The organism is Pseudomonas sp. 2995-3, from assembly GCF_002742565.1.
Classification (GTDB): Bacteria; Pseudomonadota; Gammaproteobacteria; order Pseudomonadales; family Pseudomonadaceae; genus Aquipseudomonas; species Aquipseudomonas edaphica.
Genome location: NZ_LJSB01000223.1, coordinates 309,886 through 333,546 on the forward strand (window position 1 = coordinate 309,886; position 23,661 = coordinate 333,546).

Below are 23,661 nucleotides of genomic sequence, written 5' to 3' on the forward strand. Positions count from 1 at the left end.
CTTTTCAGGGTTAAAGGTAAGGGTAATGAACATGAAGAATTTGGGTCTGCCGCTGGTTGCACTCACTTTTCTGCTAATGGCCGGTTGCTCCACGCAAACCGTAGTGACATTGCAAAATGGCACGCAGTATTTGACCAAGGACACCCCCAAGACCAAGACAGCCGATGGGTTCTATGAATTCACCGACATCGCCGGCAAGCACATCCGCATCAAGGCTGATGACGTTGCGACGGTACGCAGCGAAAAGTGAAAGCAATCGCCTGAACATAAAAAGCCCCGCAATGCGGGGCTTTTTGTTTGATCGTTCCCTCACTCCGCGTGGGAATGCAGCCCAGGACGCTTCGCGTCCCAAAGCGTGACGCAGAGCATGGGAACGATCAGTACCGGTAGTACGGGTGGTAATACGGGTGATAGTAGGGATGGTAGTAATACGAGTGGTAGTACGGCCGGTAGCAGCATGGGCCAGGATAGGCCGGGTACACCGCGCACCCGCCCAAGCCCAGTAGCACCAAGGCGCACAGCAGCAATCGAAGTCGGGACATGTTCGGTTCCTCACATGACGCGCGAAACAGCTCGCGGGTAGTGATTAAACGCGTGAGGCCTGCCGGACCCGTCGCAGCGTTGCGCCGCTGGTCGGTGAAGATTTATTTACCGAAGGATTTTCGCCAACCCGGCGTTCAACCGATAAGCCGCCTTCATCTTCGAAGGCGGTAGAACGGAGAAAGACGGCCATGGCACTCATGTCCCGGACGGTACGCGCGCTGTTACTCATCCCCCTGAGCCTGGCGGCGCTGGCCAGCGCGCCGGCGTTTGCCGATACCATCATCATTCGTCAGCCGCCGCGGGTCATCGTGGTTGCTCCCCCGCCGCCGCCGGTTTATTACGGGCATTGGGGTTACGCCCCACGGCCTTATTACTACCCACATCATGTTTACAGCTATGGCTACGGCTACCCCCACCGGCCGTATTGGGGCGGTGGCTGGCGGGGGCAACACTGGCACTGATCAGCCGATGCTGACGCCATCCGCCCACAGGCCGCCGTGCCCGACGCCGACCAGGGTCACCGAGTCGGCGCCAAAGGTCAACACCGTGTCTGCGCCGACCACTTTGGCATGGTCGCGCAGGTCGGTGCTGCCCTCCACATTCTGGAACACCAGCTTGTCCGTGGTTTGGTAGCCAATCACCCGATCATTGCCAAAATGGCCGCTGAACAGGAAGGTGTTATGCCCGCTGTTGTCGCGGATTGTGTCATTGCCTTTGCCACCTTCGATAAAGTCTGCGCCCTTGCCGCCCTGGATCAGGTCATTGCCGTGGCTGCCGATAATGAAGGTGTTGCCCTTGTGCGGTTCGGCATTGCGGTTAAGGTCCTGCACCCAGGTGGTAGCCCGCGCCGGGTCAGACAGGTTGGCGACAATCACTGTGGAGTCGCGGGTCATCTGGTCGTAGAAGCCGGACTCGAGGATGCGCGTCATGCCGTCGCCATAACCGGTGGGCAAATGTGAGACCCAGGTCGGCAGGTTGACGATCGAAAACGGCAGGATATTCCACAACGTCGAGGCGTAGTGGTCGTTGAAGCTGACGATATTGTCGGTGGTCGACTCGTGGGGTTTGTCGTGCACGCCCAGGGACGACAGGTTGAAGGATGAGCCGTCGAGCGCGCGGAACACCGGGTCGTTTTCGTAGCCGATATTGAGCACTTTATCGCCCGCGCTCTGGGTCGGTGAGGCATAGGCCACGTAGTTGGCGTCCTTGTAGAACCCCGACCATTTGTTGTTGCTTAAATCTGCCATGCTGTTGACCGCCAGCCCGCCCAGGCTGTGGCCGCTGACGACCACGTCCTTGCCGCTCAGGCCATGGGCGCCGGCATAGTCGGCGACATTCTTGAGCAAGCCGCCAAAGGCTTCGCCCGCATAGTTCTTTGCATAATCCTTGGGGCCGAAGGCCGCCAGCAGGTCGCTGATTACGTCGCCGATGGAGTCTGTGATCAAGCTTTCCCGTGGCCCCGACGTGCCGCGGAAGCCGATGCCGATTTCGAGCAGTTTGCCGGCGTCATCGTACTTGCCCAGCACCTCGACCTGGGCGGTGGTGTAACCGGCTTTTTCGCCAAAGAAGGTGCCGCGCGCATCGACCTTGCCGCCATAGCCCAGGTCACTGGCGCTGATAGGCGTCCAGCCGGCTTTTTGCACCGCATCAAGCGCGGCCTTTTCCGAGTCGGGGTTCCAGGGAATCCCCGGGATCACCCCTTGCGAATTAGTACTGCCCAGCAACGCCCCCACCAGCGTGGCCGGCAAGCCAAGCCCCAGGCCGTTGTGCTGGTAACCCACGGCAAAGCCGTTGTCCAGGTTGTGGTAGGAATACAGCGTGATCGCCATGGCATCGGCGAACAGTGTTTTGGAGCCCTCGGTGCCGAGGTTTTTATAGTCAAAGATACCCATGGTAGTGCCTCTCTGTTGTTGGATTTGTAGAGAAAGCGAAAACACGTGTGGCCCTCGTAGTGAGTGAGCCTATGTGGGAGCTGGCTTGCCTGCGATAACCTCACCTCGGTACAACTGACCGACCGAGGTGTCTGCATCGCGGGCAAGCCCGGCTCCCACATAAGCCCAAACCCATACAAGGTGTGAAGCCTTTTAGAACGCCCAGTCGAGGCTCAACCCCACCCCGTGGACCTTGTCCTTGCTGGCCAACAGGCCGTTGTAATCAAAATTGACCCGCGCATCCTTGCTCAGCGCCAGGCTGACCCGCGCACCGACCAACGCGGCGTCGCGCACCATCGGCGCACTTTCCACTGCGAACGCAGGGCCGCCCGAGGCGAACGCCAGGTGCTGCTCGGAATCGGTGCTGCTCAGGTTGTGCTGCCAGCCCAGGGTGCCGGACACTTCCAGTTGCTGGTGATCGTTCACGTTAAAGGTCTTCAAGGCGCGCACGCCCAGGGTGCTCAGCACCACATCGCGGGTGTCGTCATGGCCTTTGAGCGCGGCGGCGTCACCCTTTTCGGTGAACCCATCAGTGTCCAGATGCACATAGGCCAGGTTGGCGAATGGCTCCAGGGCCAGCGGTTGCAGGTTGACGCGGTAAGCCGCCTCACCAAACACCTGGGTGCTGCTCGCGTCCACTTTGACCTTCTGCTTGCCGGCCACATCACCGTATTGCAGGTCACGCTTCACATCGGCGCGATGCCAGCTGTAGGTCGCCCCACCGCTCAGGCGCAAGGCACCGATTTCATGCCCTGCATAGGCACCGAAGTGGTAGCTGTCGACCGAGGCACGGGAATGGGTGTCGTTGCCCATGTTCAAGGAGGTGTCACTGTAGCCAGCGACCAAACCGATACGCGTCGAGTCATCCAGTGCGCCATCCACACCGGCGAGCATGCCGCCCAGCGACGTGGTGTAGCCCGCGGTGTCGCTGCGGCTGTCGGTCTTGCCCCACGCGCCCAAGGCCTTGACCCACACGTTGCCACGGCTGTCGATGGTTTCGCTGCTGGCGCCCATCTCGCCATTGCGCAGGCGTTCGCCAACGGCTTCGCGCACGTAACGGCTGTCGTTGATTAACGCACTTTGCAGTGCCGGGTAGATTTCGCCGGAGAGCTGCTGGAACGCGCCTTGGGCCGAGGCCGCATTGGGCGCCAGCAACAGGCTTTCATATACCGCATTGCCGGCGCCCAATTGGTCCGCCGCCGCCGCGACCGCACGCTGGTTCGGCGTGACCGCAACACTCGCGAAGCTGTTGGTGCGTGCCACGTCCAGTTGCACGCCGTTGGCGGCATAGTTCAGCGTGCCGCCGATAAACAGGTAGTTCGGCAGCACCGCGCCGAAGCTGCCGGTAATACCGCCTGCGGCTTGCAGGATGTTGTACTGGCGGCCAATCAGGCTTTGCGCCTGGGCGTTGGTTAGCAGCGTCGGGCTGTTCTCCAGGGCCAGGGTCACGGTACCGCCATTGAGTGTGGCGGTGCCACCGGCCACAATGCGGTCGCTGCTGGTGGGCGACAGCTCAACCGCGTAGGTCGAACCCGCATCAAAGGTGACATTGCCTGCCACATTCAAGGTGCCGATGGAGTTGCCCGGCGCCACGGTGCCGCCGCTTTTGGCAGTCAGCGAGCCGATACGGCCCGAGCCACCGAGCACGCCGGCCTGGCTGACGGTGACGTCGGAAGTGACCGAACCATTAATCGCCAGCAAGCCCTGGTTGACCAGGGTCGGCCCGCTGTAGGTGTTGGTGCCGCTCAGCACCAACGTACCGATGCCTTGCTTGGTCAGGCCGCCATGGCCGGAAATGTCATTGCTCCACACATCCAGGCCGCAATGCACGTCGGTGCACAGACGCTGGGTCGGTTTACCGGCATCAACCACCGCACCAATGCCTGGCAGGTCGGCGACAAACTGGCTGCTGCCATAGGCGCCATCGATACGGAACTCAGCAGGAATATCCTCAGCGGTCACGAACATCCCTGGCCCGTTGACTGCTTTGCCCAGGTTGATCATGCCCCAGCCATACAGCGCGTCGATGCCCGGCGCGCCAAGGTCGGTGGCGGTGGTTTTGAGCACGGTGGCGACCTGCTCGCCGCTCATGTACGGGAAGCGCTCCATCAGCACCGCCGCTGCGCCGGCCACATGGGGCGCAGCCATGGAGGTGCCGTTTTTGTTGGCCCAGTCGATGGTCAGGTTGCTCAGGTCGGTGCCGTTGATGATCGAACTGAAGATTTTGGTACCGGGTGCCGACACACAGAAGCTCGCCGCATAACCGCAACGTGACGAGAAGGTGCTGATCACATACGGGTTGGCACTCGCGGTGTCCGGGTTTTGCTGCAAGGCGGCTACCGACAGCCAGTTCGGTGCAATTTCCGGCACAAAGTACGCAAGACCCGACATCGCGTCCGGGTTGTTGCGGTTGTAGTCGTTACCGGCGGCAAAGATGGTCAGCACGCCGCTGCGGGCCGCATCGATTGCGCCTTGGTAGGCGCCGCCGGCAAGCGTGCCGAGGATCGGCCGGATGTTGTTGAACTGCGCCTGGGCTTCATTGACCGTGAAGTTGGGGTACGCCGGATCGCGGCCGCCCTTGGCGTATTGATCGCCAATGCCGATGCCCCAGCTGTTGTTGATGATGCGTGCGCCGCTGGCCACCAGCCCATCCCAACCGGCCTTGTACACCGCGCCGTCGTTGCCGAGGATGATCCCGTCTTCCGGGCCTGGGTCGCCGTTTTCGGCGCTGAGGATCTGCGCATTGAACGCCACGCCATGCATCGGCCCGCCGTCACGGTTACCGGCGGCAATCCCGCCGACGTGGGTGCCGTGGTTACCCAGCTTGCCGTTGGAGTCCTTGGACGGCGTGCCGTCATAGCGGAACGCATCGCCGGCCTTCACCGGGATATACGGGTCGGTGTATTGGCGGATGCCCTCGGTGACAATCGTCACCACCTTGTTGGGGCTGGCGAACTCCGGGTGCTGCGCATACACCGGCTGGTCAAAGATGCCCAGCTTGACGCCTTTGCCGGTGTAGCCGGCGGCATACGCAGTGTCTGAATGGATGGCGCCCAGCCCCCAATCGGCCTTGAACTCGTTGCTGCGCCAACTGGCGGCATCGCCCAGTTTGCCGGTTTCCACATAGGGTGCGGCCTGGGCGGTCCCCAGACTTGCCAGGCAGCACAGCAACGCGCCGTATGGCACGCAGCTCAAAGCCTTGAGCGGGTAGCCCGGGCCTGTGTGAGTGGCGGTATTTAACCCTGGTTTGCGTTTGTTCACGGTGACCTTCCTTAGTTTTCTTATTGCACTTTTTTGGAAATCCAACCTGATCGTTCCCACGCTCCGCGTGGGAATGCAGCCCAGGACGCTCTGCGTCCAAAGCGTGACGCAGAGCGTCACAAGAGGCATTCCCACGCAAAGCGTGGGAACGATCATCGCTGCGGCGTGTTTAGAACTGCCAGTTAAGGCTCAGCCCCACGCCTTGGGTTTTCGCACGCCCACCCAACTGGCCGTTGTAATCCAGGTTGACCCGCGTGGCCTTGCTCAGCGCCAGGCTGGCCTGCACACCGACCAGCGCGGCATCGCGCAACAACGGCGAACTGCGCACGGCAAAAGACGGCCCGCCGGCGACAAACGCCAAGTGTTCTTCGGATTCAACCGCCGTCAGGCTGTGCTGCCAGCCCAGCGAACCGGACAGTTCCAGCTGCTGATGGTCATTCAGAGGCAGGGTTTTCAAGGCCCGCACACCGAGGGTGCTGAGCACCGCATCGCGCCGATCGCTGCCACGTTCCAGCGCCGCCGCAGCGCCTTTTTCATGAAAGGAATCACTGTCCAGGTGCACATAGGCCAGGTTGGCGAACGGCTCCAGCGCCAGCGGTTGCAGGTGAATGCGGTAGGCAGCTTCAGTGAACAACTGCGCCGTGCGCGCATCCAGCTTGGTCTTTTGCTTGCCGCTGACTTCGCCGTACTGCAGGTCACGCTTTACGTCGCCGCGATGCCAGCTGTAGGCACCACCCACGCTGACGCGCCAGTCGCCCAGTTCACGCCCGGCATACGCGCCGAAGTGGTAACTGTCGATGGACGCCGACGAGTGCGTGCCACTGCCCATGTTCAGCGAACTGTCGCTGTAGCCGGCAACCACACCCACGCGGGTCTGTTCATCCAGCGCGCCGTCCACACCGGCGAGCAAACCGCCAATCGAGGTGGTCGAGCCTGCCGTTTCGCTGCGGCTGTCGGTCTTGCCCCAGGCGCCAAGGGCCTTGAGCCACAGGTTGCTTTCGCCGTTCACCGGCACATGGCGCAGGCGTTCACCTACAGCATCGCGCAGCTGCAGGCTGTCGTTGATCAGCATCGCGCCAATCGCCGGGTAGATCTCACCCGACAGTTGCTGCAAGCCCTGGCGGGCCGTGACCACCGAGTCCGACTGCAACAGGCTTTCATACACCGGGTTGCCGGCGCCCAACTGCTCGGCCGCCGCCGCGACACTGCGCTGGTTGCGCGTGGCGGCAACGCTGGCGAACGCAGCGTTATTGCGCCCCACATCCAACTGCACGCCGTTGGCGGCGTAATCAAGGGTGCCGCCGAGGAACAGGTAGTTCGGCAGCACCTGGCCAAACTGGCCCTGAACGCCGCCCGCCGCCTGGAGGATGGTGTACTGGCGGCCGATCAGGCTTTGCACTTGGCTCTGGCTGAGCAGTGTGGGGCTGTTTTCCAGCGCCAGGGTCACGGTGCCGCCGCCCAGCACGGCTTTGCCGCCTGCGACGATGCGGTCGCTGCTGGTGGGCGTGAGTTCCACCGCATAGGTGGAGCCTGCGCCCAGGTTCACATCACCGGCTACCTGCAAGGTGCCTACCGAATTACCCGGTGCCACGGTGCCACCGCTGTTGACGCTCAAGGCGCCGATGCGCCCGGAACCGCCGAGGGTGCCGCTGTTGTTGACGGTCACCGCCGAGGTCAGCGAACCATTCACGGCCAGCAGGCCGCCATTCACGCTGGTGGCACCGCGATACGTGCTGTCGCCGCTGAGCACCAGGCTGCCGGCGCCGGATTTGATCAGGCTACCCTCATACACGCGGTTGGCCGCAGCCTGATCACGGGCAGTGCCAACGGCGTAATCGGTCTGGTCCTGCTGGCTGGCATTCGCGCCCACGCCGTTCTGCCAACCCTTGTCGATCAGGGTTTGCTGCCAGGCGCTGTGTTCGGCGCGGTCTTCGGCCTGGCGCTGAACCAAGGCCTGGTCGGAGATACCATTGCTCCACACATCGCCCTGCCCGGCCGCCAAGTTGACGTTCATTGCGCCGAGCAATTGCCCCGGGCCATGCATCGCTCGGCCAAGGTCCGGCACGCCCCAGCCGACGATGGTATTCGGTGCTTGAGTGACAGAGCCGTCGAGTTGCGTGGCAGTGGTCAACAGTACCTGCAACGCCTGTTCATTGGTCATGTACGGGTAGCGCTCCATCACCAGCGCCAGCGCGCCGGTGGCATGCGGTGCCGACATCGAGGTGCCGGACTTGACCCCATAACCGCCATCGGGAATGGTGCTGTTGATCAGCGCGCCAGGCGTAGAGATGCACCAATATTTGGCGATTCCGCATTTGTTGTATTTCTGGTTATTGGCTTTATCCAGGCCGGACACCGCCAGCCAGTGGCCTTCCAATTCCGGCTGGAAATACGGCAAGGCCGAGCGCACGCTGGCATTCGCATACCCGCTGTTGCCGGCGCTGAACACGTTGATCACCCCGGCCTTGGCCACATCCGCCGCGGCATCCAGCCAGGTGCCCTGGTTGTAATGCTGGGCATAGGCGGCGTGCAGGTCGCCGAGGGTCTGGTAGCTGACATCCTTGGGCTGGCTGCCCCAGCTGTTGTTGATGGCGCGCACGCCGGAATCCACCAGCGCGGTATACACCGCCTTGAAATACTTGGGGTCCGGGGTCGGGCCAAACAGGAAGCTGTCGTTGGCGTTGGTGTTGCCCACGTAGATTTGCGCGTTGTAGGCCACACCGTGCATGCCCACGCCATCACGGGCTGCGCCCATGGTGCCGGTGACATGGGTGCCGTGGGAATCATTGTTGGGGTTGAGTGCGCCGGTGGTGCTGAACGGCTTGCCATCGACGTAGGTGCCGCTGGCGGTGACAGCGTGGTAGCGGTCTTTGGAAGCTTCAGGGTGGTTGGGGTCAAAACCCGAATCCAGCGCGCCGACTTTGACCCCGCTGCCGGTGATGCCGGCCGCATAGGCTTCATCCGCCTTCATGCGCCCCAGGCCCCAGTCGCTCTGGAATTCGGCGGAGCGCCAACTGGCGGGGTTACCCGCTTGGCCGTTTTCGGTATAGGCCGCCTGTGCCGCAACGGACAACAGGAGTAACGAGCCTGCGGTAAACGGTTTGAAACGTGGTGAATGGGTGATCATCTAACCCCTCCTTATTCTTCTTATGGATGCTCATTTCACCGGGCCGAAAGCCTCATCGACTTTCGCCAGGTCGGTGTCGCGCAAGTTGCCCGCGTAGTAGTGCAATTTGGTCCAGGCCATCAGGTAGTCGTAGCGGGCCTGGGCCAGGTCGCGACGGGTGCTGTACAGCTGCTGCTCGGCGTTCAGTGCGTCGAGGTTGACCCGCTCGCCACCGAGGATGCTTTGCTTGGTCGACACCACCAGCGCTTCGGCCGAGGTCAGGGCCTTTTGGTACGCACGCAATTTGCTCACGCCCGACAGGCACGCACTGAACTGGCGGCGCAGTTCGATCAGGGTTTCGCGGGTCTTGCCTTCCAGCTCGTACTCGGCCTGTTCCATGCCGCGGCTGGCCTGGCGAGTGGAGGCGGAGATCCCGCCACCGGCGTACAGCGGCAGGCTGACTTCGACACCGATGGTGTTGGTGTCGTAGCGCTGGTTGTAGGTGTTGCCGCTGTCGGACTCCTGTTTGCGCGAGCTGGCATACGCGGTGATCTTGGGCAAATGCCCGGCGCGGTTGCGCTCCACTTCATAACGCGCCACTTCCACGGCCTGGCGCTGGGACGCCAGCGTGGGGTTATTGCTCAGCGCCAGTTCATGCCAGGTGTCGTAGTTGGCCGGGGTCAGGGTGAAGGCAGCAAAGCTCTGGTTCAGCGGCGCCAGGTCGTGGATGTCGACGCTTTGCACGCCGATCAACGCCCCCAGTTCGCGCAACGACGCGTCCTGCTCGTCCAGCGCCTGGATCTCTTCGGCGGTGGCCAGCTCATAGCGCGACTCGGCCTCGAGAATGTCGGTGCGCGTGCCTTCGCCCTGCTGGAACAGGTGCTGGTTCTGCTGGAACTGCTGCTCGTAGGCCTTTTTCTTAGCGCGGGCGATGTCGATCTGGTCCTGGGCAAACAGCGCCTGGGTGTAATAGCTCAGCACCCGCACCAGCAACGCCTGGCTCTTGTCGCGAAAGCTTTCATCGGCGAACAGCGCCTGGGCCACGCCCTTGCGATAGTTGGCATAGGCTTCGTAGTCGAACAACGGCTGTTGCAAGCTGAAGGTCGAGCCATAGCTGTTGTAGTTGCGGTCGTCGCGATAACTGCCGCCGCGCCCGTCCGGCAGGTGCGCCTCGGAGTTGTTGCGGCCCTTGTTGTAGTTGTACGACAGCCGCGGCAGCAGCCCGGCACGGCCAATGGTGCGGTTCTCCAGGCCCGCGTCGCGTTCCTTGATGGCGCCCAGAAACACCGGATCGTTACGCAATGCCTGCTCGTACACATCAAACGGCCCCATGGCTGCCTGGGAAACGCCGCACACCAACATCAACGAAATGAACACAACGCGCATGCTCATTCCTCAGTCAACGCAGAACCGGCGCGATCGAGCAGCGGTTTGAACAGGTAGTTGAGCAAGGAGCGTTCGCCGGTGCGTACAAACATCTCGGCGGGCATGCCCGGCTTGATCACCAGGCCGTGAAGTTTTTCCAATGCAGCCTCGCTGACCGTGGTGCGCAGCACGTAGTAAGGCTGGCCGGTCTTTTCATCGAGCATCTGGTCGGCCGAGATCAGGCTGACTTCGCCCGGCACGCGTGGTGTGCGGCTTTGGTTGAAGGCAGTGAAGAGGATATCGACCGGCAGGTGGGTGCCCACTTTATCGACCAGATGCACCGGCAGGCGCCCTTCCACCTCCAGGCGCGTGCCCTGGGGCACGATCTCCAGCAGGGTTTCACCGGCGCGCACCACGGCGCCCTCGGTGTGCACGCTGAGGTTGACCGCAATGCCATCGGCCGGTGCATTGATTTCGCTGTGCTGCAAATCAAAACCCGCTGAGGTCAGTTGCTGTTCCAGGGTCAGGCTGCGCAGTTGTGCGTCGGCCAACTGGCTGCGCACTTCTTTCTGATACTCCTCACTGTGCTGCTGCAATTTGAGGCGTGATTCGAGAATGCCCTGCTCAACGCGGCCACTTTCGCCAGTGTTTTGCGCCAGGTCCTGTTGCACCTGGGACAGTTGGCGCTGGTAGTCCAGCAAGCGGTTGCGCGGGATATAGCCGTTGTCGGCCAGGGGTTGCAGGTTGGCCAGTTGGTCGCGCAGGGATTGCGCCTGGGCAGACAGGTCGGTACGGGCGCGGCGCATGCCGCTCAGTTGCGAGGTGGCACCGTCGATGTTGGCGCGAATACCGGCTTGTTCACGGGCAAAGGCTTCACGGCGGCTGCTGAACAGCTGGCGTTGGCCTTCCAGCACCAGGGCCAGGGCCGGGTCGGGGTTGGCGCTCAGCTCAGCGGGAAAGGTAATCGCCGCTTGGTTGTCACGCTCGCTCTGCCAGCGTGCCACGCTGGCCCAGGCCATGCGGTACTGGGCTTGCAGCGACTGCACGTCGGCCTGGTTCTGGGTCTGGTCGAGGCGAAACAGCGGCTGGCCCTGTTTGACCAACTCGCCCTCCTTCACCAGGATCCGGCTGACCACCCCAGGGCTGAAGGTTTGCACGGCCTTGCGCTTGCCCGAGACCACCACCGTGCCTTGCACCGGGATGCCCTGGTCCAAGGGCGCGAGGCTGGCCCAAAGGAAAAAACCACCGGCGCCGACAATCGTCAACCACCAGCCCATCTTTACGAAAAAACCGGCATCACGTTCTTTAAAGCGGGGCTCTACAGTAAGGCTGCTCATGCGCCTGGATTCCTTCCGGTCTGGTACTGACGGCTAAGGCTCACACCGGCCTTTTCCCGTGGCGCTTCCTGCTGTTGCTGGCCCGACAACGCGCGCAGCACTTCCTGGCTGGGGCCGAAGGCCTGCAATTGGCCTTCACTGAGCACCAGCAACTTGTCGGCCTGGGCCAACGCCGAGGAGCGGTGGGTGACCAGCACCACGCTGCTGCCCTGGGCTTTCATCTGCACGATGGCACTGGCCAAGGCGGCCTCGCCCACGGTGTCGAGGTTGGAGTTGGGTTCATCCAGCACGATCAAACGCGGCGCGCCATACAGCGCACGCGCCAGGGCCACCCGCTGCTTCTGGCCGCCGGAGAGGCCGCCACCGTTGTCGCCCAACACGGTGTCGTAGCCTTGCGGCAGACGCAGGATCAACTCATGCACACCGGCCTGTTGCGCGGCTTTCACCACCCGCTCCGGGTCGGCTTCACAAAAGCGCGCAATGTTGTCGGCGATGCTGCCGCTGAACAGTTCGATGTCCTGGGGCAAGTAGCCGATATGCGGGCCGAGGGCGTCGCGGTTCCAGCGATGGATATCCGCGCCGTCCAGGCGCACGGTGCCGGCCAGGGTTGGCCACACGCCAACCAGCACACGGGCCAGGGTCGATTTGCCCGAACCCGAAGCACCGAGCACGCCCAGCACTTCACCGGCGCCGAGGTTGAAACTGACCTGTTGCAAGGTCGCCACACGCCGCCCCGGCGGGCCGGCGCTGACGTGCTCGAAACTCACCTGGCCCTTGGGCGCCGGCAACGCCATTTGCTCGGCTTCGGGTGGGAATTCACGCAGCAGGTCGTCAAGGCGTTGGTAAGCCAGCTTGGCCGAACTCCACTGCTTCCACACCGCAATCAATTGGTCGATAGGGCTGAGTACACGGCCCATCAGGATGGACCCGGCGATCATCATCCCGGCGGTCATCTCGCCCTTGATCACCAGAAAGGCGCCCAGGCCCAGCACCAAGGATTGCAGGCACAGGCGCAGGGATTTGCTCAGCGAGGTAATCACCGAGCCGGTGTCGCTGGCCCGGTTCTGAAACCCGAGGAACTGCGAATGCACCGCGAACCAGCGTTTACGCAACGCGCCGAGCATGCCCATGGCCTGGATGGTCTCGGCGTTGTGCAAGTGGCTGGTAGCCAGCTGGGTTGATTGTTGGGAAAAAACACCCGCCTCGCCCAGTGGTTTTTTGGTCAGGTATTCATTCAGGCACGCCAGCGCGATCAACAACACAGCGCCCGCCGTGGCCAACACGCCCAGCCACACGTTGAACAGGAAAATCACAAACAGGTAGATGGGAAACCACGGCGCATCGAAGAACGCGAACAACGCAGGCCCGGTGATGAATTGGCGGATCACGGTCAAATCGCCCAGCGATTGCCCGGCATGCCCCTGCCCGCGTTGCAGGTTGCGTTCAAACGCGGCTTTGTACACGCGCAAGTTGAAGCGCCGCTCCAACTGGCTGCCGATGCGAATCACGACAAAACTGCGCAGTACTTCCAGCGTGCCGATGAAGACAAAGAAACCCACGACCATCAGCGTCAACATCACCAGGGTGGTTTCATTCTGGGAGGACAACACACGGTCGTACACTTGCAGCATGTAAATCGACGGCACCAGCATCAACAGGTTAATCAAGGCGGTAAAGCAGCCGATGCTGATCAAAATACCCTTGTATTCACCCAGCGCCCTAAATAAGGGCGCAACCACATTGGACTTCGCCATAGTGTCTGTTCTTCCCCGAAGCCAATGACGCGCAATAGTTGCCCGTGCCCTGAAGTGGGCGGCCAACTATTAAACTCTTGTTATAAGCTTATAACTTTTTAATTAAGGTGTTCGTTGCAGCACAACTTCCGGTATTGAAGGCGTGCGCCCTTTGTATTCACCGTCTTTCTCGCGATTCAAATGAATAATCCCGCTGCCCTCTGCATTAAAAAGCCAGATACCGTCCGGGGTCGGCGACCAAGTCAGGGGCTTTTCCCTCAGCCATAGCTCGGCGCAGGCGACATCACCGGCCACGGCGTTGGGCTCATCCAACAGGTCGAGCGCACACACTTGGTCCTGTTGCTGCAATTGCCAATGGCCGGCCAATTGCGCGGTGGTGGGTAAAACCAGACTGCTCGCCATGACGTGGGCTCCTGCCGAAACGAACAACACCTGTGAAGCACAGGCGATCAAATGGGAAAAACGCGGCATCTGCTGCTCCATCCTGAGAGCGCGGCGCCGGGGCGCCGCGCGCTTTACATCAGGCTACGATGTCGCTGGAGACTGCCTGGCCGACGGTGGTGACGAGGAAGTCCGCCACGCCGTGCCCGGAGAAGTCCACCGCCAAGGTGCCCAGGTTAGTACCCGAGGCATAGCTCAGTACAGCATCGCCGGCATGCCCGGTGAATGCATTGACGAAGCTCAAGCCTGCACCTTTGGTGATGCCGGACAGGTCGATCTTGTCCGAACCGGAGGTGAAGTCAAAGATCTTGTCCGCCGCACCCGGCTTGGAGTCGGAACTGGCACCGTACACGAAGGTGTCATTGCCGGCGCCGCCCCATAGTTGGTCCGCACCGCCACCGCCGTAGATGATGTCGTTGCCGGCACCGCCTTTGATGATGTTGGCGGCGTTGTTGCCGATGATCAGGTCATTGCCCGAACCGCCGAACGCGTTCTCGATGGTAACGCCCTTGGCGATGGACACGTTGCCCACCAGGCCGCCAACGTCGGAGAACGAGGCCTCATTGAGGTTGATCTTCTGGTTTTGGGTGAAACCGGAGAAGTCCAGGGTGTCGTTGCCGCCACCGTCCCATACCGAGAACACCAGCTTGTCGGCATTGGACGTGGCGCTGAGGAAGTCACGCCCGGTGTTGGAGTTGAAACCGTAGGTGGTGTCGCCGGCGCGGGTGGCGTAGTTGGCGCCGTAGAGCTTCTGGATCGCGGCAATGTCGTCGATCAGCGGGCCGGACGAATAGGCTTCGACCCCGCCTTTACTGAAGTTCTGGTTGGTGTTGCTCTCGCTCCAGTAACTCATGACGCTGTAGCCACGCGTGTCCTGTCCATAGTCCGCGTCTTTGTACGAAGGGTTGCCGGTCCCGGCGTTGTAGTCGCCAGGGTGATCGAGGCCCAGGGTGTGCCCGATTTCGTGGGTCAGGGTCTGCCGGCCATAGTTGTTCAGGTCCGGGGTCTTGTTCGGTGTGTAACTGTTGTTGGTCAGGTACCAGGAAGTACCGTCCAGCCCGCTCTCGTTGTACTTGGCATTGGTGCCAGGCAGGTAAGCGAAGGCCGCTGCGCCATCCTGGCCGCTGCTGTAGTTGCCAAAGGTCATGTGGAAGTCACCGCCCGAGGATTTCTCGGTGAAGGTGACGTTGGCCACATCCGCCCAGGATTGCATGGCCAATGCGGCCTGTGCTTTCTGCTGGGTGTTGAACTGGCTGAACCCGGAGATGCCATGTTTGTTCATGGTGGCCGAGGAAGCCGAGGTCAGGAAGGTGTAGGTGAGGTCGATCTTGCCGTTGCCATCAATGTCCCGATACGCAGCATTCTCGCGCAACAGGTGGTCGGCGGCCTGGTCCACTGTGAACGAGGGCTTTCCATTGACCGTGAGGTTACCGCCACGGTCATACAGATGGCTGAAGCTATCGATTTGCGAGTAAGCAGTGCTGGCTTGCGCGGCAGATACAATAGCTTTGTCTTTTACTTTTGACATAAACGTACTTCCTTGTTTGCAAGTGCATCAGTCTTTGTTCGATAGGAACCTCGCGGGCGAGGATCGTCCTATCACTCGCCTCTTTTGAAGGCGTATCGAAACTGACACAACTTGAAATCTTTCGTCTACAAATATTTCCGCAACAAAAATGTGACGTAGATTCAACTTAAGGAAGTCGCACACAGCGTTTGCTGGGGGTAATTGCGCTAGCGCCGCAAATCGCCGCCGACTGTTATTTAAATATTAAATAGCGGTAAAGCCGCTCTTGCTGAGCGGCCCTCTTTAATAATGGATCCAATATATTGACACGGTGTCATAGTTCAATATTAAAGAGCCATCACCCGCACTATTAAAGTGCGTGCCCCCCATTACCGGGACAGACTCCAGCCGCACTTGTTTAACGCGCCGATTAATACTTCGTCGGCAAGTCCGGGCACCGTGATGCCGTCTTCCGTCGTCATGTCCTCGCCCGCCAGGATCGCGTTGATAATCGCCTCCTCCACCGCCTCTGCGGCGGCACTGAACAAGGGCGAAATATGGTCGTTGTTGACCATGCGCAATACGCTGCTGAGTGCCAGGTCCTTGCGCCCGTAATCTGCCGGTGGCAGGCCGTGATTGCCGGTGGCGAAGGCCAGGAACAGGTCGCCACTGGAATCCTCGGTACCGCCACCCGTGCGCGCGATACCGATGGAGGCGCGTTGCGCCAGGCGCTGGCATTGATGGGGCAGCAACGGCGCGTCGGTGGCGATGATCACCACGATCGAACCCATGCCCGGCGTGCCGCGCTCGGCGAAGGGTGATGGAATGTCCATCAACTGGCGCCCGACCGGGTAGCCATCCACGCGCAGCTCCTGGCGCTTGCCATGGTTGGCCTGCACCAGCACGCCGACGGTCCAACCGCCCTGCTCCTCTGGCACACGCCGGGATGCCGTGCCGATGCCGCCCTTGAACTCATGGCAGATCATGCCGGTGCCGCCGCCGACGGCGCCCTCTTGCACCGGGCCGCCCTCGGCCGCGTCCAGCGCCTGGCGCACATGTTCAGGCTTGACGTGCTGGCCCCAGATATCGTTGAGCAGGCCGTCGTAGGTTTCCATCACCACCGGCATGCACCAGTACACCGCCGGGTCCGCCAGGCGCTCGCGCTCCAGGGCAATCAGGCTGTCACGCACAATCCCGATGCTGTGGGTGTTGGTGATAGCGATGGGTGTGGTCAGCAGCCCCGCTTCGCTGATCCACTCAAGGCCGGTGGCGTCGCCATTGCCGTTGAGCACGTGGTAGCCGGCGAAACACGGTTGCTGTCGCGCCTCCCCGGCGCGCGGCTGGATCACGCTGACGCCGGTGCGCACCTGCTTGCCGTCGATGCTGGTCTTGAGCGTGGCGTGCCCCACCCGGACACCGGGAACATCGGTGATGGCATTCAATTTGCCGGGCGTGCCCAGCCCCAACGTAATGCCCAGTTGACGTGCTCGCATACCCACTCCTTACAATTTCTGAAACGCCGGACTCGTCCGGCCAGTGATGCAATACAAAATCACCGACAAGGCCAGCAAGCCGATGATGATCATGATGTCGCGCACCGACGCCGCGGCGATCAGGGTCACCAGCAGGTAACCGGCGCCCAGTACCGCCAGCACTGCCGGCAGCGGCCATAACGGCATGCGATAAGGGTGCTCGCGATCACGCAGCAGCACCCGGCTCATCAGCGCGCTCAACGCCACCACCAGGTACACCAGGATGATCAGCAATACACTGAAGGACGTCAGGTCCGCCAGGTTCGAGCTGAAACTCAACAGCGCCGAAGGCACCGCCAGGAACAGCGTCGCCAGCCATGGGGAATCCCAGCGCGGGTGAATACGCGTGAACAGCGCGTTGATGCGCGGCGTCCACAGCGCATCGCGGCCGCTGCTGAACACCACTCGACCAATCTGGATGACGATGGCGACAATCGCGTTGAACACCGACAGGAAGATCCCGGCACTGACCAGGCGTGACAGGGTTTCATTGCCGTGGCTGGTCAGCAGATAGCCAATCGGGTCAGGGCTGCTGATCATCGCGCTCAGCGACGGCGCGCCGATCAGCAGTGCCGTGATCGGCACCAGCTCGATCACCACCACCAACCCCAGCGACCACAGCACCGCTTTGTGCACGCCTTTGCCACCGCACTTCATGTCTTCGGCCAGCAATACCGCAGGACCATACCCATTGAACGAGAACAGGCCGATGCCGACGGCGCCAATCACCAATGCCCAGGGCGCCAGGTGCAGCACGCCGTTTTCGACGATCTGCGGCTGGAACAGCACGCTGGCGGGCTGCACGGGATTACCAAAGCCGATAAACACGATCACCAGCAACGCCGCCACTTCCAACAGCAGGCAGGTGCCGGTAATCCAGGCATTGAGCTTGATATTGAGGATGCCCAGGGCGTAGCTGCACACCACGATCACCAGGGCGACGGTTTGCGAGTCGAATTTTGTGCCCAGGGCGTTATTCAGGTACGTCGCGGCCCCTGTGGCCAAGACCGGCGGGATAAACAACAGCATCACCAGCACCGTCAGAAACGTCGCATAACCGGCCATGCCGCCAAACACTCGCTTGGCATACACATATTCACCACCGGCGCTGTTATGGGCGCGACCGAGTTCGGCGTAACAGAAGGCGAACATCAGCGCGAGCAAGGCCGCCATCACAAACGCCATGAACACACCACTGCCCGCCTGCTGGATGGCAAACGGCGCAATCACGAATACGGAGCTGGCCGGCGTGACCGCCGAAACCGTGATGGCCACCACATCGAAAACACTCAGCGTTGGCTTGAGCACGCCGTCTGGCGCGGGGGAAGCACTCATATCGTTATCCTCTGTCGTTATTTTTGGTAGGAGGCAGAAACGAAAAAAGTCGGGCGGTTGCGAGATATGTTTCTCGCTGGATGACGGCAAAGTAAACGCTGTGTTTATGCGGGCCAATTCCCCTATTGGCGTACTCCCCTTGACGATACTCGGCAAAAGCCGAACCCTTGGCTGATCTATTGAGGGCTGGAGCCGTGTTTATGAGCCTGTTCAGAGAGGTCGGCATGCACGCAGGCCTGGGCCGCACCGTCGCACACCTGGGCACCGAGCACTTCTGGAAGCAGTTGGTGCTGTTGCTGCACCAATGCCTGCCGTTCGATAACGCCCTGGCGATTTTTTACCCCCTCGATGGCCCGCCCGTGGCCCTGGAAGAATACGACGCCCAGCCCAGCAGTAAACCGGCCTCGATGCTGGTGTACCTCAATGGCCTGTACCTGATCGACCCGTTTTACCAGGCTTACCGCGAAGGTTATGCCAGCGGCGTGTATCGCCTGGAGGAAGTGGCACCGGACCATTTTCGCCAGAGTGAATACTTCCTCAACTACTTCCACGACAACGTGTTGGAAGACGAGGTGCAATTCATTCTGCAGTTACCGGGTACAGGCACGCTGTCTTTGTCGCTGGGCATGCAGCGACGCTTCAACTTTGAAGAGACCGGGTTGATGACCACACTGGCGGCCTGGGTGCTGCCGTTGATGCAGCAGCACTGGCAGCAAAGCACCCAGCGTGCGCCGGCGATGGACACGCAGATTCGCGATGCGCTGAGCCATTTTGGCAGCGGTGTACTGTCGGAGCGCGAGCTGGAAGTGGCGCGCCTGGTGCTGCGTGGGTTCTCATCCAAGGCCATGGCCGAGCGTTTGAAAATCTCGCCGGACACGGTCAAGGTGCATCGGCGGCACCTGTACGCAAAGCTGGATATTTCGTCGCAGCCGGAGCTGTTTTCGTTGTTTATCCAGTCGTTGGGGCATGATCTGGAAAACCCCTGAAAACCGGCATTGCACAGTCAAAATGTGGGAGCGGGCTTGCCCGCGATAGCGGTGTGTCAGTCACCCACTAGCCGACGGACAGGTCGCAATCGCAGGCAAGCCAGCTCCCACAGGCGCTCAGTGTAACGCCTAGCGTCCGGTACGAATGGTGTTCCACACCCGCGTGCGAATCCGGTCGATGTTCAGCGGCATTGCTTCCAGGGCGAACAACTTGCCCATCATTTCCGGGCTTGGGTACACCTTGGTGTCGGCCTTGATTGCAGGGTCTACCAGGCTGTCAGCCGCCGCGTTGCCGTTGGCGTAGTGCACGTAGTTGGTGATGCTGGCCATCACCTCCGGGCGCAGCAGGTAGTTCATGAACGCGTAACCGGCTTTTTCATCCGGGGCGTCGGCGGGCATGGCGACCATATCGAACCAGATCGCGGCGCCTTCCTTGGGAATGTTGTAGCCGATATTCACACCGTTCCTGGCTTCCTTGGCGCGGCTTTCGGCCTGCAGGATGTCGCCGGAGAAGCCGACAGCCACGCAGATGTCGCCATTGGCCAGGTCGGCGGTGTACTTCGAGGAATGGAAGTAGGCCACATACGGACGCACTTTCATCAACAGGCCTTCAGCCTTTTTGTAGTCCTCGGCCTTCTTGCTGTGGGGCGGCAGGCCCAGGTAATTAAGCGCCGCCGGCAGCAGTTCCGGGCCGTTGTCGAGAATCGCCACGCCACATTTTTGCAGCTTGGCCATGTTCTCGGGTTTGAAGATCAAGTCCCAGGAATCCACCGGCGCGTTGTCGCCGAGCACCGCCTTGACCTTGTCGATGTTGTAGCCGATGCCGGTGCTGCCCCACAGGTACGGGAAACCATGCTCGTTGCCCGGGTCGTTGTTTTGCAGAGCCTTGAGCAGCACCGGGTTGAGGTTTTTCCAGTTGGGCAGCTGGCTCTTGTCGAGTTTTTTAAGGGCGCCGCCCTGGATCTGCCGAGCCATGAAGTGGTTGGACGGAAACACCACGTCATAGCCGGATTTGCCGGTCATCAACTTGCCGTCGAGGGTTTCGTTGCTGTCGTATACGTCGTAGGTAAAACCGATGCCGGTTTCTTTCTGGAAGTTCTTGGTGGTGTCCGGCGCGATGTAGTCCGACCAGTTGTAGATCTTCACCGTCTCGGCGGCCTGGCTGATAGTGGCCACCAACATCAAGGGCAACAGGGCAATGGCTTTCATGGTTCGATTTCCTGGCGGTTTTAGGGCTGTTTTTATGGCAGGCGATCAAGGATCAAAGCGTTACAGAATCAACACGTAGGTCTTGCGCACGGTCTCGTGGATGTCCCAGATACCGGTGCTGTTGGCCGGCAACATCAGTGCATCGCCGGCGTGTAGGTGAACGACTTCACCGTTGTCGGGGGTGAAGGTGCAGCGGCCCTGGATAAAGTGGCAAAACTCCTGGGATTTGATCTGCCGACGCCAGCGGCCTGGGGTGCATTCCCAAATGCCGGTTTCGACGCCATCGTTGCGCTCAACGCTTAAGGTCGAGGCTACGGCGATCGGCTCGCCCAAGGGCACGGCCACCGGTGACGAGTCCGGCAGGTGGGCGTTCAGCGTGTCTTTGAAGTGAGTGATGCTCATGGGTTTTCCCGTGTGAGTGAAACGGCCTAATGCATGAAACCTTCCATGAACCCGGCCACGCCGGTCGCCAATTTGCGCCGCCACGGCGCGCTGTTGGGGTTGGCGAGCACCTGGTCTTCATGGACAAAACTGCGAATGATCGCGTTGTAACCCAGCCAGCGGCAGGGTTCGGGCTCCCAGGCCTTGAGCGCGTCCAGGCCACGCTCGCGGATCACCCAGGGCTGGATGGTCAGCGGCGTATCGAGGCCGAGAATCATGTCGGCCAGGGTGCGGCCTCCGAGGTTGGTGGCACCTACGCCCTCCCCGCCATAACCACCGGACAGCGCGATGCCGGTGGTGTGATCGCAGAGCATGTGCGGCCGGAAGTTGCGCGACATGCCGAGGTTGCCGCCCCAGGAGTGGGTAATCCTGACGTGTTTAAGCTGTGGGAAGAGTTCGCTGAACAGGTAGCGGCGCAGCTCCACTTCGCTGGTGGTCAGGTCGAAGTTGTGGCGCAGCTTGCCGGCAAACTGATAGCCGCCACGGGCGCCGAATATCAGGCGGTCATCCGCCGAACGCTGGCCGTAGGTGACCTGGCGGCTGCTTTCGCCAAAAGCCTGGCCTCGGCTCAAGCCAATTTCATCCCAGGTGCTGGCCGGCAACGGCTCAGTGGCGACAATCAGGCTTTGCACCGGTAACTGATAGCGCCCCAGCGGCGGCAACGTGGTGGCGTAGCCCTCAACCGCCGGCACTACCCACGCGGCGCGCACGCTGGCATTGGCCGTGCGCACGCTGCCTGACTGCCAATGGGTGACCGGGCTGTTCTCATAGATCGTCACGCCCATGCTCTCCACCACCCGCGCCAGGCCGCGTACCAGTTTAGCGGGGTTGATGGTTGCGACATGGGGCGCATAGATACCGCCATACGGCTTGGCGATGCGGATTTGCTCGGCCAGCTGTTGCGGGCTCAGCCAGCGGTAGTCCGCTTCGGTGAGGCCCTGGGCGTGGAGCGTGTCCAGGTAACGGCGCAGGCTGCCTTCCTGCTCCGGGTAACGCGCCGCGCAGTACAGCACGCCGCCTTTGCGGTAGTCGCAGTCGATGCCTTCACGGGACAGCACCCGGGCGACCTCGTCGGGGATGCCATGCAACAGGTCAAACGAGGCGCGCCGTTGTTGCGCTGACAGGCCGGCCAGCAGGCGGTCTTCGCCCAACAGGTTGCCCATCAGCCAGCCGCCATTGCGGCCAGACGCACCGAAGCCTGCTGTCTGCGCTTCGATAATCGCAATCTTCAGCTCCGGAGCCTGGCGCTTGAGGTAGTAGGCGGTCCACAACCCGGTGTAGCCGGCGCCGATAATCGCCACATTGACGTCCAGGTCGTGCGCAAGGGACGGCCGCGCCACCAGCGGGTCGTCCAACTGGTCCATCCATAAACTGATGTTGCGCCATGCCGGCATGCCAAGCTCCCCAACCTCATTTCGATAGGCTGGATCCTAGAGCGCGGCGTTATGGGCTGTCTTGCGCGCGTGCACGCAGAGAAATTTGTTTGACGTAGGCCTTGGGCGATTGCCCGGTGTGCTGGCGGAACGCGCTGTAGAACGCCGACAGCGAATTAAAACCGGCGGCAAAGGCCAGGTCATCGACCTTTATCGGCGGCACAGCCTTGTCCAGCGCAGCCAGCAGGTGTTGGAGCCGGGCCTGGTTGACGTAACGGTAGAAGCTCTGCCCCAGCACCTGGTTAAGCAGGTAGGAAATCTGGTTGCGGCTGTAGCCACACTCATTGGCCACACGTTGCAGGTCCAGCTCCGGGTCGAGATAGGGTTGCTTGAGTTCGAAGTACTGCTGCAGATCGTTGGCCATATGCCCCAATTGTTGGGGCGACAGGCCCAGGCGGCTGACTGTCGGGCGCAGGGTTTGGGTCGGCTGCTCATGCACCAGGGAGGCGTACTCGTTGACGCGCCAGATCAACCCATCGCGCACGGTAATCGCCTCACTGGTGCGAAATGACACCAGGCCCTGGCCGCCGCGCAGCGTAATGCGGTACTGGATAAACGCGGTGTCGCCGTCGGCGCGAATGCGGTCGATGTGCTCAATCGCCTCGTCGGCGCCACGCGGCATGCTGGCTTGCAGGTACTCGCGCAACTCGGCCTGACCCACCACGCGGTTTTGGAAAAAGTCGTGGTACTGAATGTCGGGGTGGTAGTAGGACATCACGCCATCCAGGTCGCGATGGCGCCAGCACAGGTGATGGCGCAACACCAGATCGCCGGTGGCTTGGGTTTGTTCGTACTCTTCACTCAAGACGGGCTGCATGGAAGGCTCTGCGGCGGGAATGCCTGGGAGATTGCCGAATTTGCCGGCGGCATTCAATGGTCAATTGGAACTTCTGACTAATGGCCTTTTGCCTGGCTTTGAGTAAGAAATGATCCACGTCATATGATCGCAAAAGAACTGCCGAACGGCCCCTAAAAAGTCACCGCGCGCTTGCGAACGAATGCTATTTTGAAGGTCTTGATGCCACGACCAGTGAAGGTCATGGCCCCCTGCCGCGAGCTAAAGGAAGCGCTCAATGAACAAGGTGGGCAACATGAACAAAGTGACATTTCCCAACGCCTGCCAGCTGATGCGCTGGCATTTTCATCCGATGGGCTTCGAGGGGAGTATGGACGCCCCGGGCAGTATGGTTGCGCGCCTGTTCGACCGGGCCAGCGGCGAGACGTTGATCGCGATTGCCGGCATTCCTTGCGCCACGGTGATGAATGCGGCCGATGTGGAGCGCATCATCGAAGCGGTGGAGGATGAGCTGGAGTGTTTTGTGCCGCCGCTGTCGTTGCGGGCGTGAACCCGATTTAACAGGTAAATCTTAACCAATATGGGAGCGGGCTTGCCCGCGATGGCGGAGTGTCAGTTTGCAAGGTTGCCAACTGATCTACTGCTATCGCGGGCAAGCCCGCCCACACATTGGGTACTGTGTTT

19 protein-coding genes are annotated in these 23,661 nt (G+C 61.3%); 4 read left to right on the plus strand and 15 right to left on the minus strand.

Annotation, left to right across the window (positions count from 1 at the left end; all coding sequences use genetic code 11):
* Window positions 1-25 precede the first annotated feature (25 nt).
* Window positions 26-250 carry a YgdI/YgdR family lipoprotein gene (locus AOA62_RS22380; protein WP_017135598.1) on the plus strand — a complete coding sequence of 75 codons (225 nt, stop codon included), beginning with the start codon at window positions 26-28 and terminating at the stop codon, window positions 248-250.
* A gap of 127 nt (window positions 251-377) precedes the next feature.
* Here the strand turns inward: AOA62_RS22380 and AOA62_RS32065 are convergent, their stop codons facing one another.
* Window positions 378-542, minus strand: coding sequence for a hypothetical protein (locus AOA62_RS32065; protein WP_164487936.1), 165 nt, complete (start codon window positions 540-542; stop codon window positions 378-380).
* 189 nt (window positions 543-731) lie between these two features.
* Here AOA62_RS32065 and AOA62_RS22385 point away from each other — a divergent pair, with 189 nt between their 5' ends.
* Window positions 732-1,004 carry a hypothetical protein gene (locus AOA62_RS22385; protein WP_017135597.1) on the plus strand — a complete coding sequence of 91 codons (273 nt, stop codon included), beginning with the start codon at window positions 732-734 and terminating at the stop codon, window positions 1,002-1,004.
* Here the strand turns inward: AOA62_RS22385 and AOA62_RS22390 are convergent, their stop codons facing one another.
* The 10 genes from AOA62_RS22390 to AOA62_RS22435 all read right to left on the minus strand — a co-directional run bounded on the left by AOA62_RS22390 (window position 1,005) and on the right by AOA62_RS22435 (window position 18,112).
* The gene (locus tag AOA62_RS22390) at window positions 1,005-2,435 is read right to left on the minus strand and encodes a polyurethanase A (RefSeq protein WP_017135596.1); all 1,431 of its coding nucleotides are present in this window, start codon (window positions 2,433-2,435) and stop codon (window positions 1,005-1,007) included.
* 192 nt (window positions 2,436-2,627) lie between these two features.
* On the minus strand, window positions 2,628-5,735 hold the full coding sequence (locus AOA62_RS22395) for an autotransporter domain-containing protein (protein WP_099549786.1): 3,108 nt from the start codon (window positions 5,733-5,735) through the stop codon (window positions 2,628-2,630).
* Window positions 5,736-5,904: 169 nt separating this feature from the next.
* A complete protein-coding gene (locus AOA62_RS22400) occupies window positions 5,905-8,862 on the minus strand; it encodes an autotransporter serine protease (protein WP_099549787.1) in 2,958 nt (985 codons plus the stop codon).
* A gap of 30 nt (window positions 8,863-8,892) precedes the next feature.
* Window positions 8,893-10,227, minus strand: a complete 1,335-nt coding sequence (locus AOA62_RS22405; protein ID WP_017135593.1) for a TolC family outer membrane protein — start codon at window positions 10,225-10,227, stop codon at window positions 8,893-8,895.
* A 2-nt stretch (window positions 10,228-10,229) separates the two neighbouring features.
* Complete coding sequence (locus AOA62_RS22410) at window positions 10,230-11,543, minus strand: HlyD family type I secretion periplasmic adaptor subunit (protein WP_017135592.1); 1,314 nt, start codon at window positions 11,541-11,543, stop codon at window positions 10,230-10,232.
* A complete protein-coding gene (locus AOA62_RS22415) occupies window positions 11,540-13,297 on the minus strand; it encodes a type I secretion system permease/ATPase (protein ID WP_099549788.1) in 1,758 nt (585 codons plus the stop codon). Before AOA62_RS22415 ends, AOA62_RS22410 begins: the two co-directional genes overlap by 4 nt.
* 102 nt (window positions 13,298-13,399) lie before the next feature.
* Complete coding sequence (locus tag AOA62_RS22420) at window positions 13,400-13,768, minus strand: protease inhibitor Inh/omp19 family protein (protein ID WP_026013573.1); 369 nt, start codon at window positions 13,766-13,768, stop codon at window positions 13,400-13,402.
* A 49-nt stretch (window positions 13,769-13,817) separates the two neighbouring features.
* Complete coding sequence (locus tag AOA62_RS22425; RefSeq protein WP_099549789.1) at window positions 13,818-15,266, minus strand: serralysin family metalloprotease; 1,449 nt, start codon at window positions 15,264-15,266, stop codon at window positions 13,818-13,820.
* Between the two features lie 368 nt (window positions 15,267-15,634).
* On the minus strand, window positions 15,635-16,738 hold the full coding sequence (locus AOA62_RS22430; RefSeq protein WP_099549790.1) for a P1 family peptidase: 1,104 nt from the start codon (window positions 16,736-16,738) through the stop codon (window positions 15,635-15,637).
* A gap of 9 nt (window positions 16,739-16,747) precedes the next feature.
* Window positions 16,748-18,112, minus strand: a complete 1,365-nt coding sequence (locus tag AOA62_RS22435; protein WP_017135587.1) for an APC family permease — start codon at window positions 18,110-18,112, stop codon at window positions 16,748-16,750.
* Window positions 18,113-18,312: 200 nt separating this feature from the next.
* Between AOA62_RS22435 and AOA62_RS22440 the strand changes: the two genes are divergently transcribed.
* Entirely contained in the window at window positions 18,313-19,098 is a 786-nt protein-coding gene (locus tag AOA62_RS22440) for a helix-turn-helix transcriptional regulator (RefSeq protein ID WP_099549791.1), read from the plus strand.
* 129 nt (window positions 19,099-19,227) lie between these two features.
* On the opposite strand, the gene AOA62_RS22445 is transcribed toward AOA62_RS22440, so the two are convergent.
* From AOA62_RS22445 to AOA62_RS22460, 4 genes are read right to left on the minus strand one after another with little or no spacing between them, the layout of a single operon-like run.
* A complete protein-coding gene (locus AOA62_RS22445) occupies window positions 19,228-20,307 on the minus strand; it encodes a polyamine ABC transporter substrate-binding protein (protein ID WP_099549792.1) in 1,080 nt (359 codons plus the stop codon).
* A gap of 60 nt (window positions 20,308-20,367) precedes the next feature.
* Window positions 20,368-20,709, minus strand: a complete 342-nt coding sequence (locus tag AOA62_RS22450; RefSeq protein ID WP_099549793.1) for a cupin domain-containing protein — start codon at window positions 20,707-20,709, stop codon at window positions 20,368-20,370.
* Window positions 20,710-20,735: 26 nt separating this feature from the next.
* On the minus strand, window positions 20,736-22,142 hold the full coding sequence (locus AOA62_RS22455) for an FAD-binding oxidoreductase (RefSeq protein WP_099549794.1): 1,407 nt from the start codon (window positions 22,140-22,142) through the stop codon (window positions 20,736-20,738).
* A gap of 49 nt (window positions 22,143-22,191) precedes the next feature.
* Window positions 22,192-22,998, minus strand: coding sequence for an AraC family transcriptional regulator (locus AOA62_RS22460; RefSeq protein WP_099549795.1), 807 nt, complete (start codon window positions 22,996-22,998; stop codon window positions 22,192-22,194).
* A 256-nt stretch (window positions 22,999-23,254) separates the two neighbouring features.
* On the opposite strand from AOA62_RS22460, the gene AOA62_RS22465 reads away from it, so the two are divergent.
* Window positions 23,255-23,527 (plus strand): DUF1652 domain-containing protein, encoded by a 273-nt coding sequence (locus AOA62_RS22465; RefSeq protein ID WP_026013572.1) that lies wholly within the window; start codon window positions 23,255-23,257, stop codon window positions 23,525-23,527.
* Window positions 23,528-23,661 lie beyond the last annotated feature (134 nt).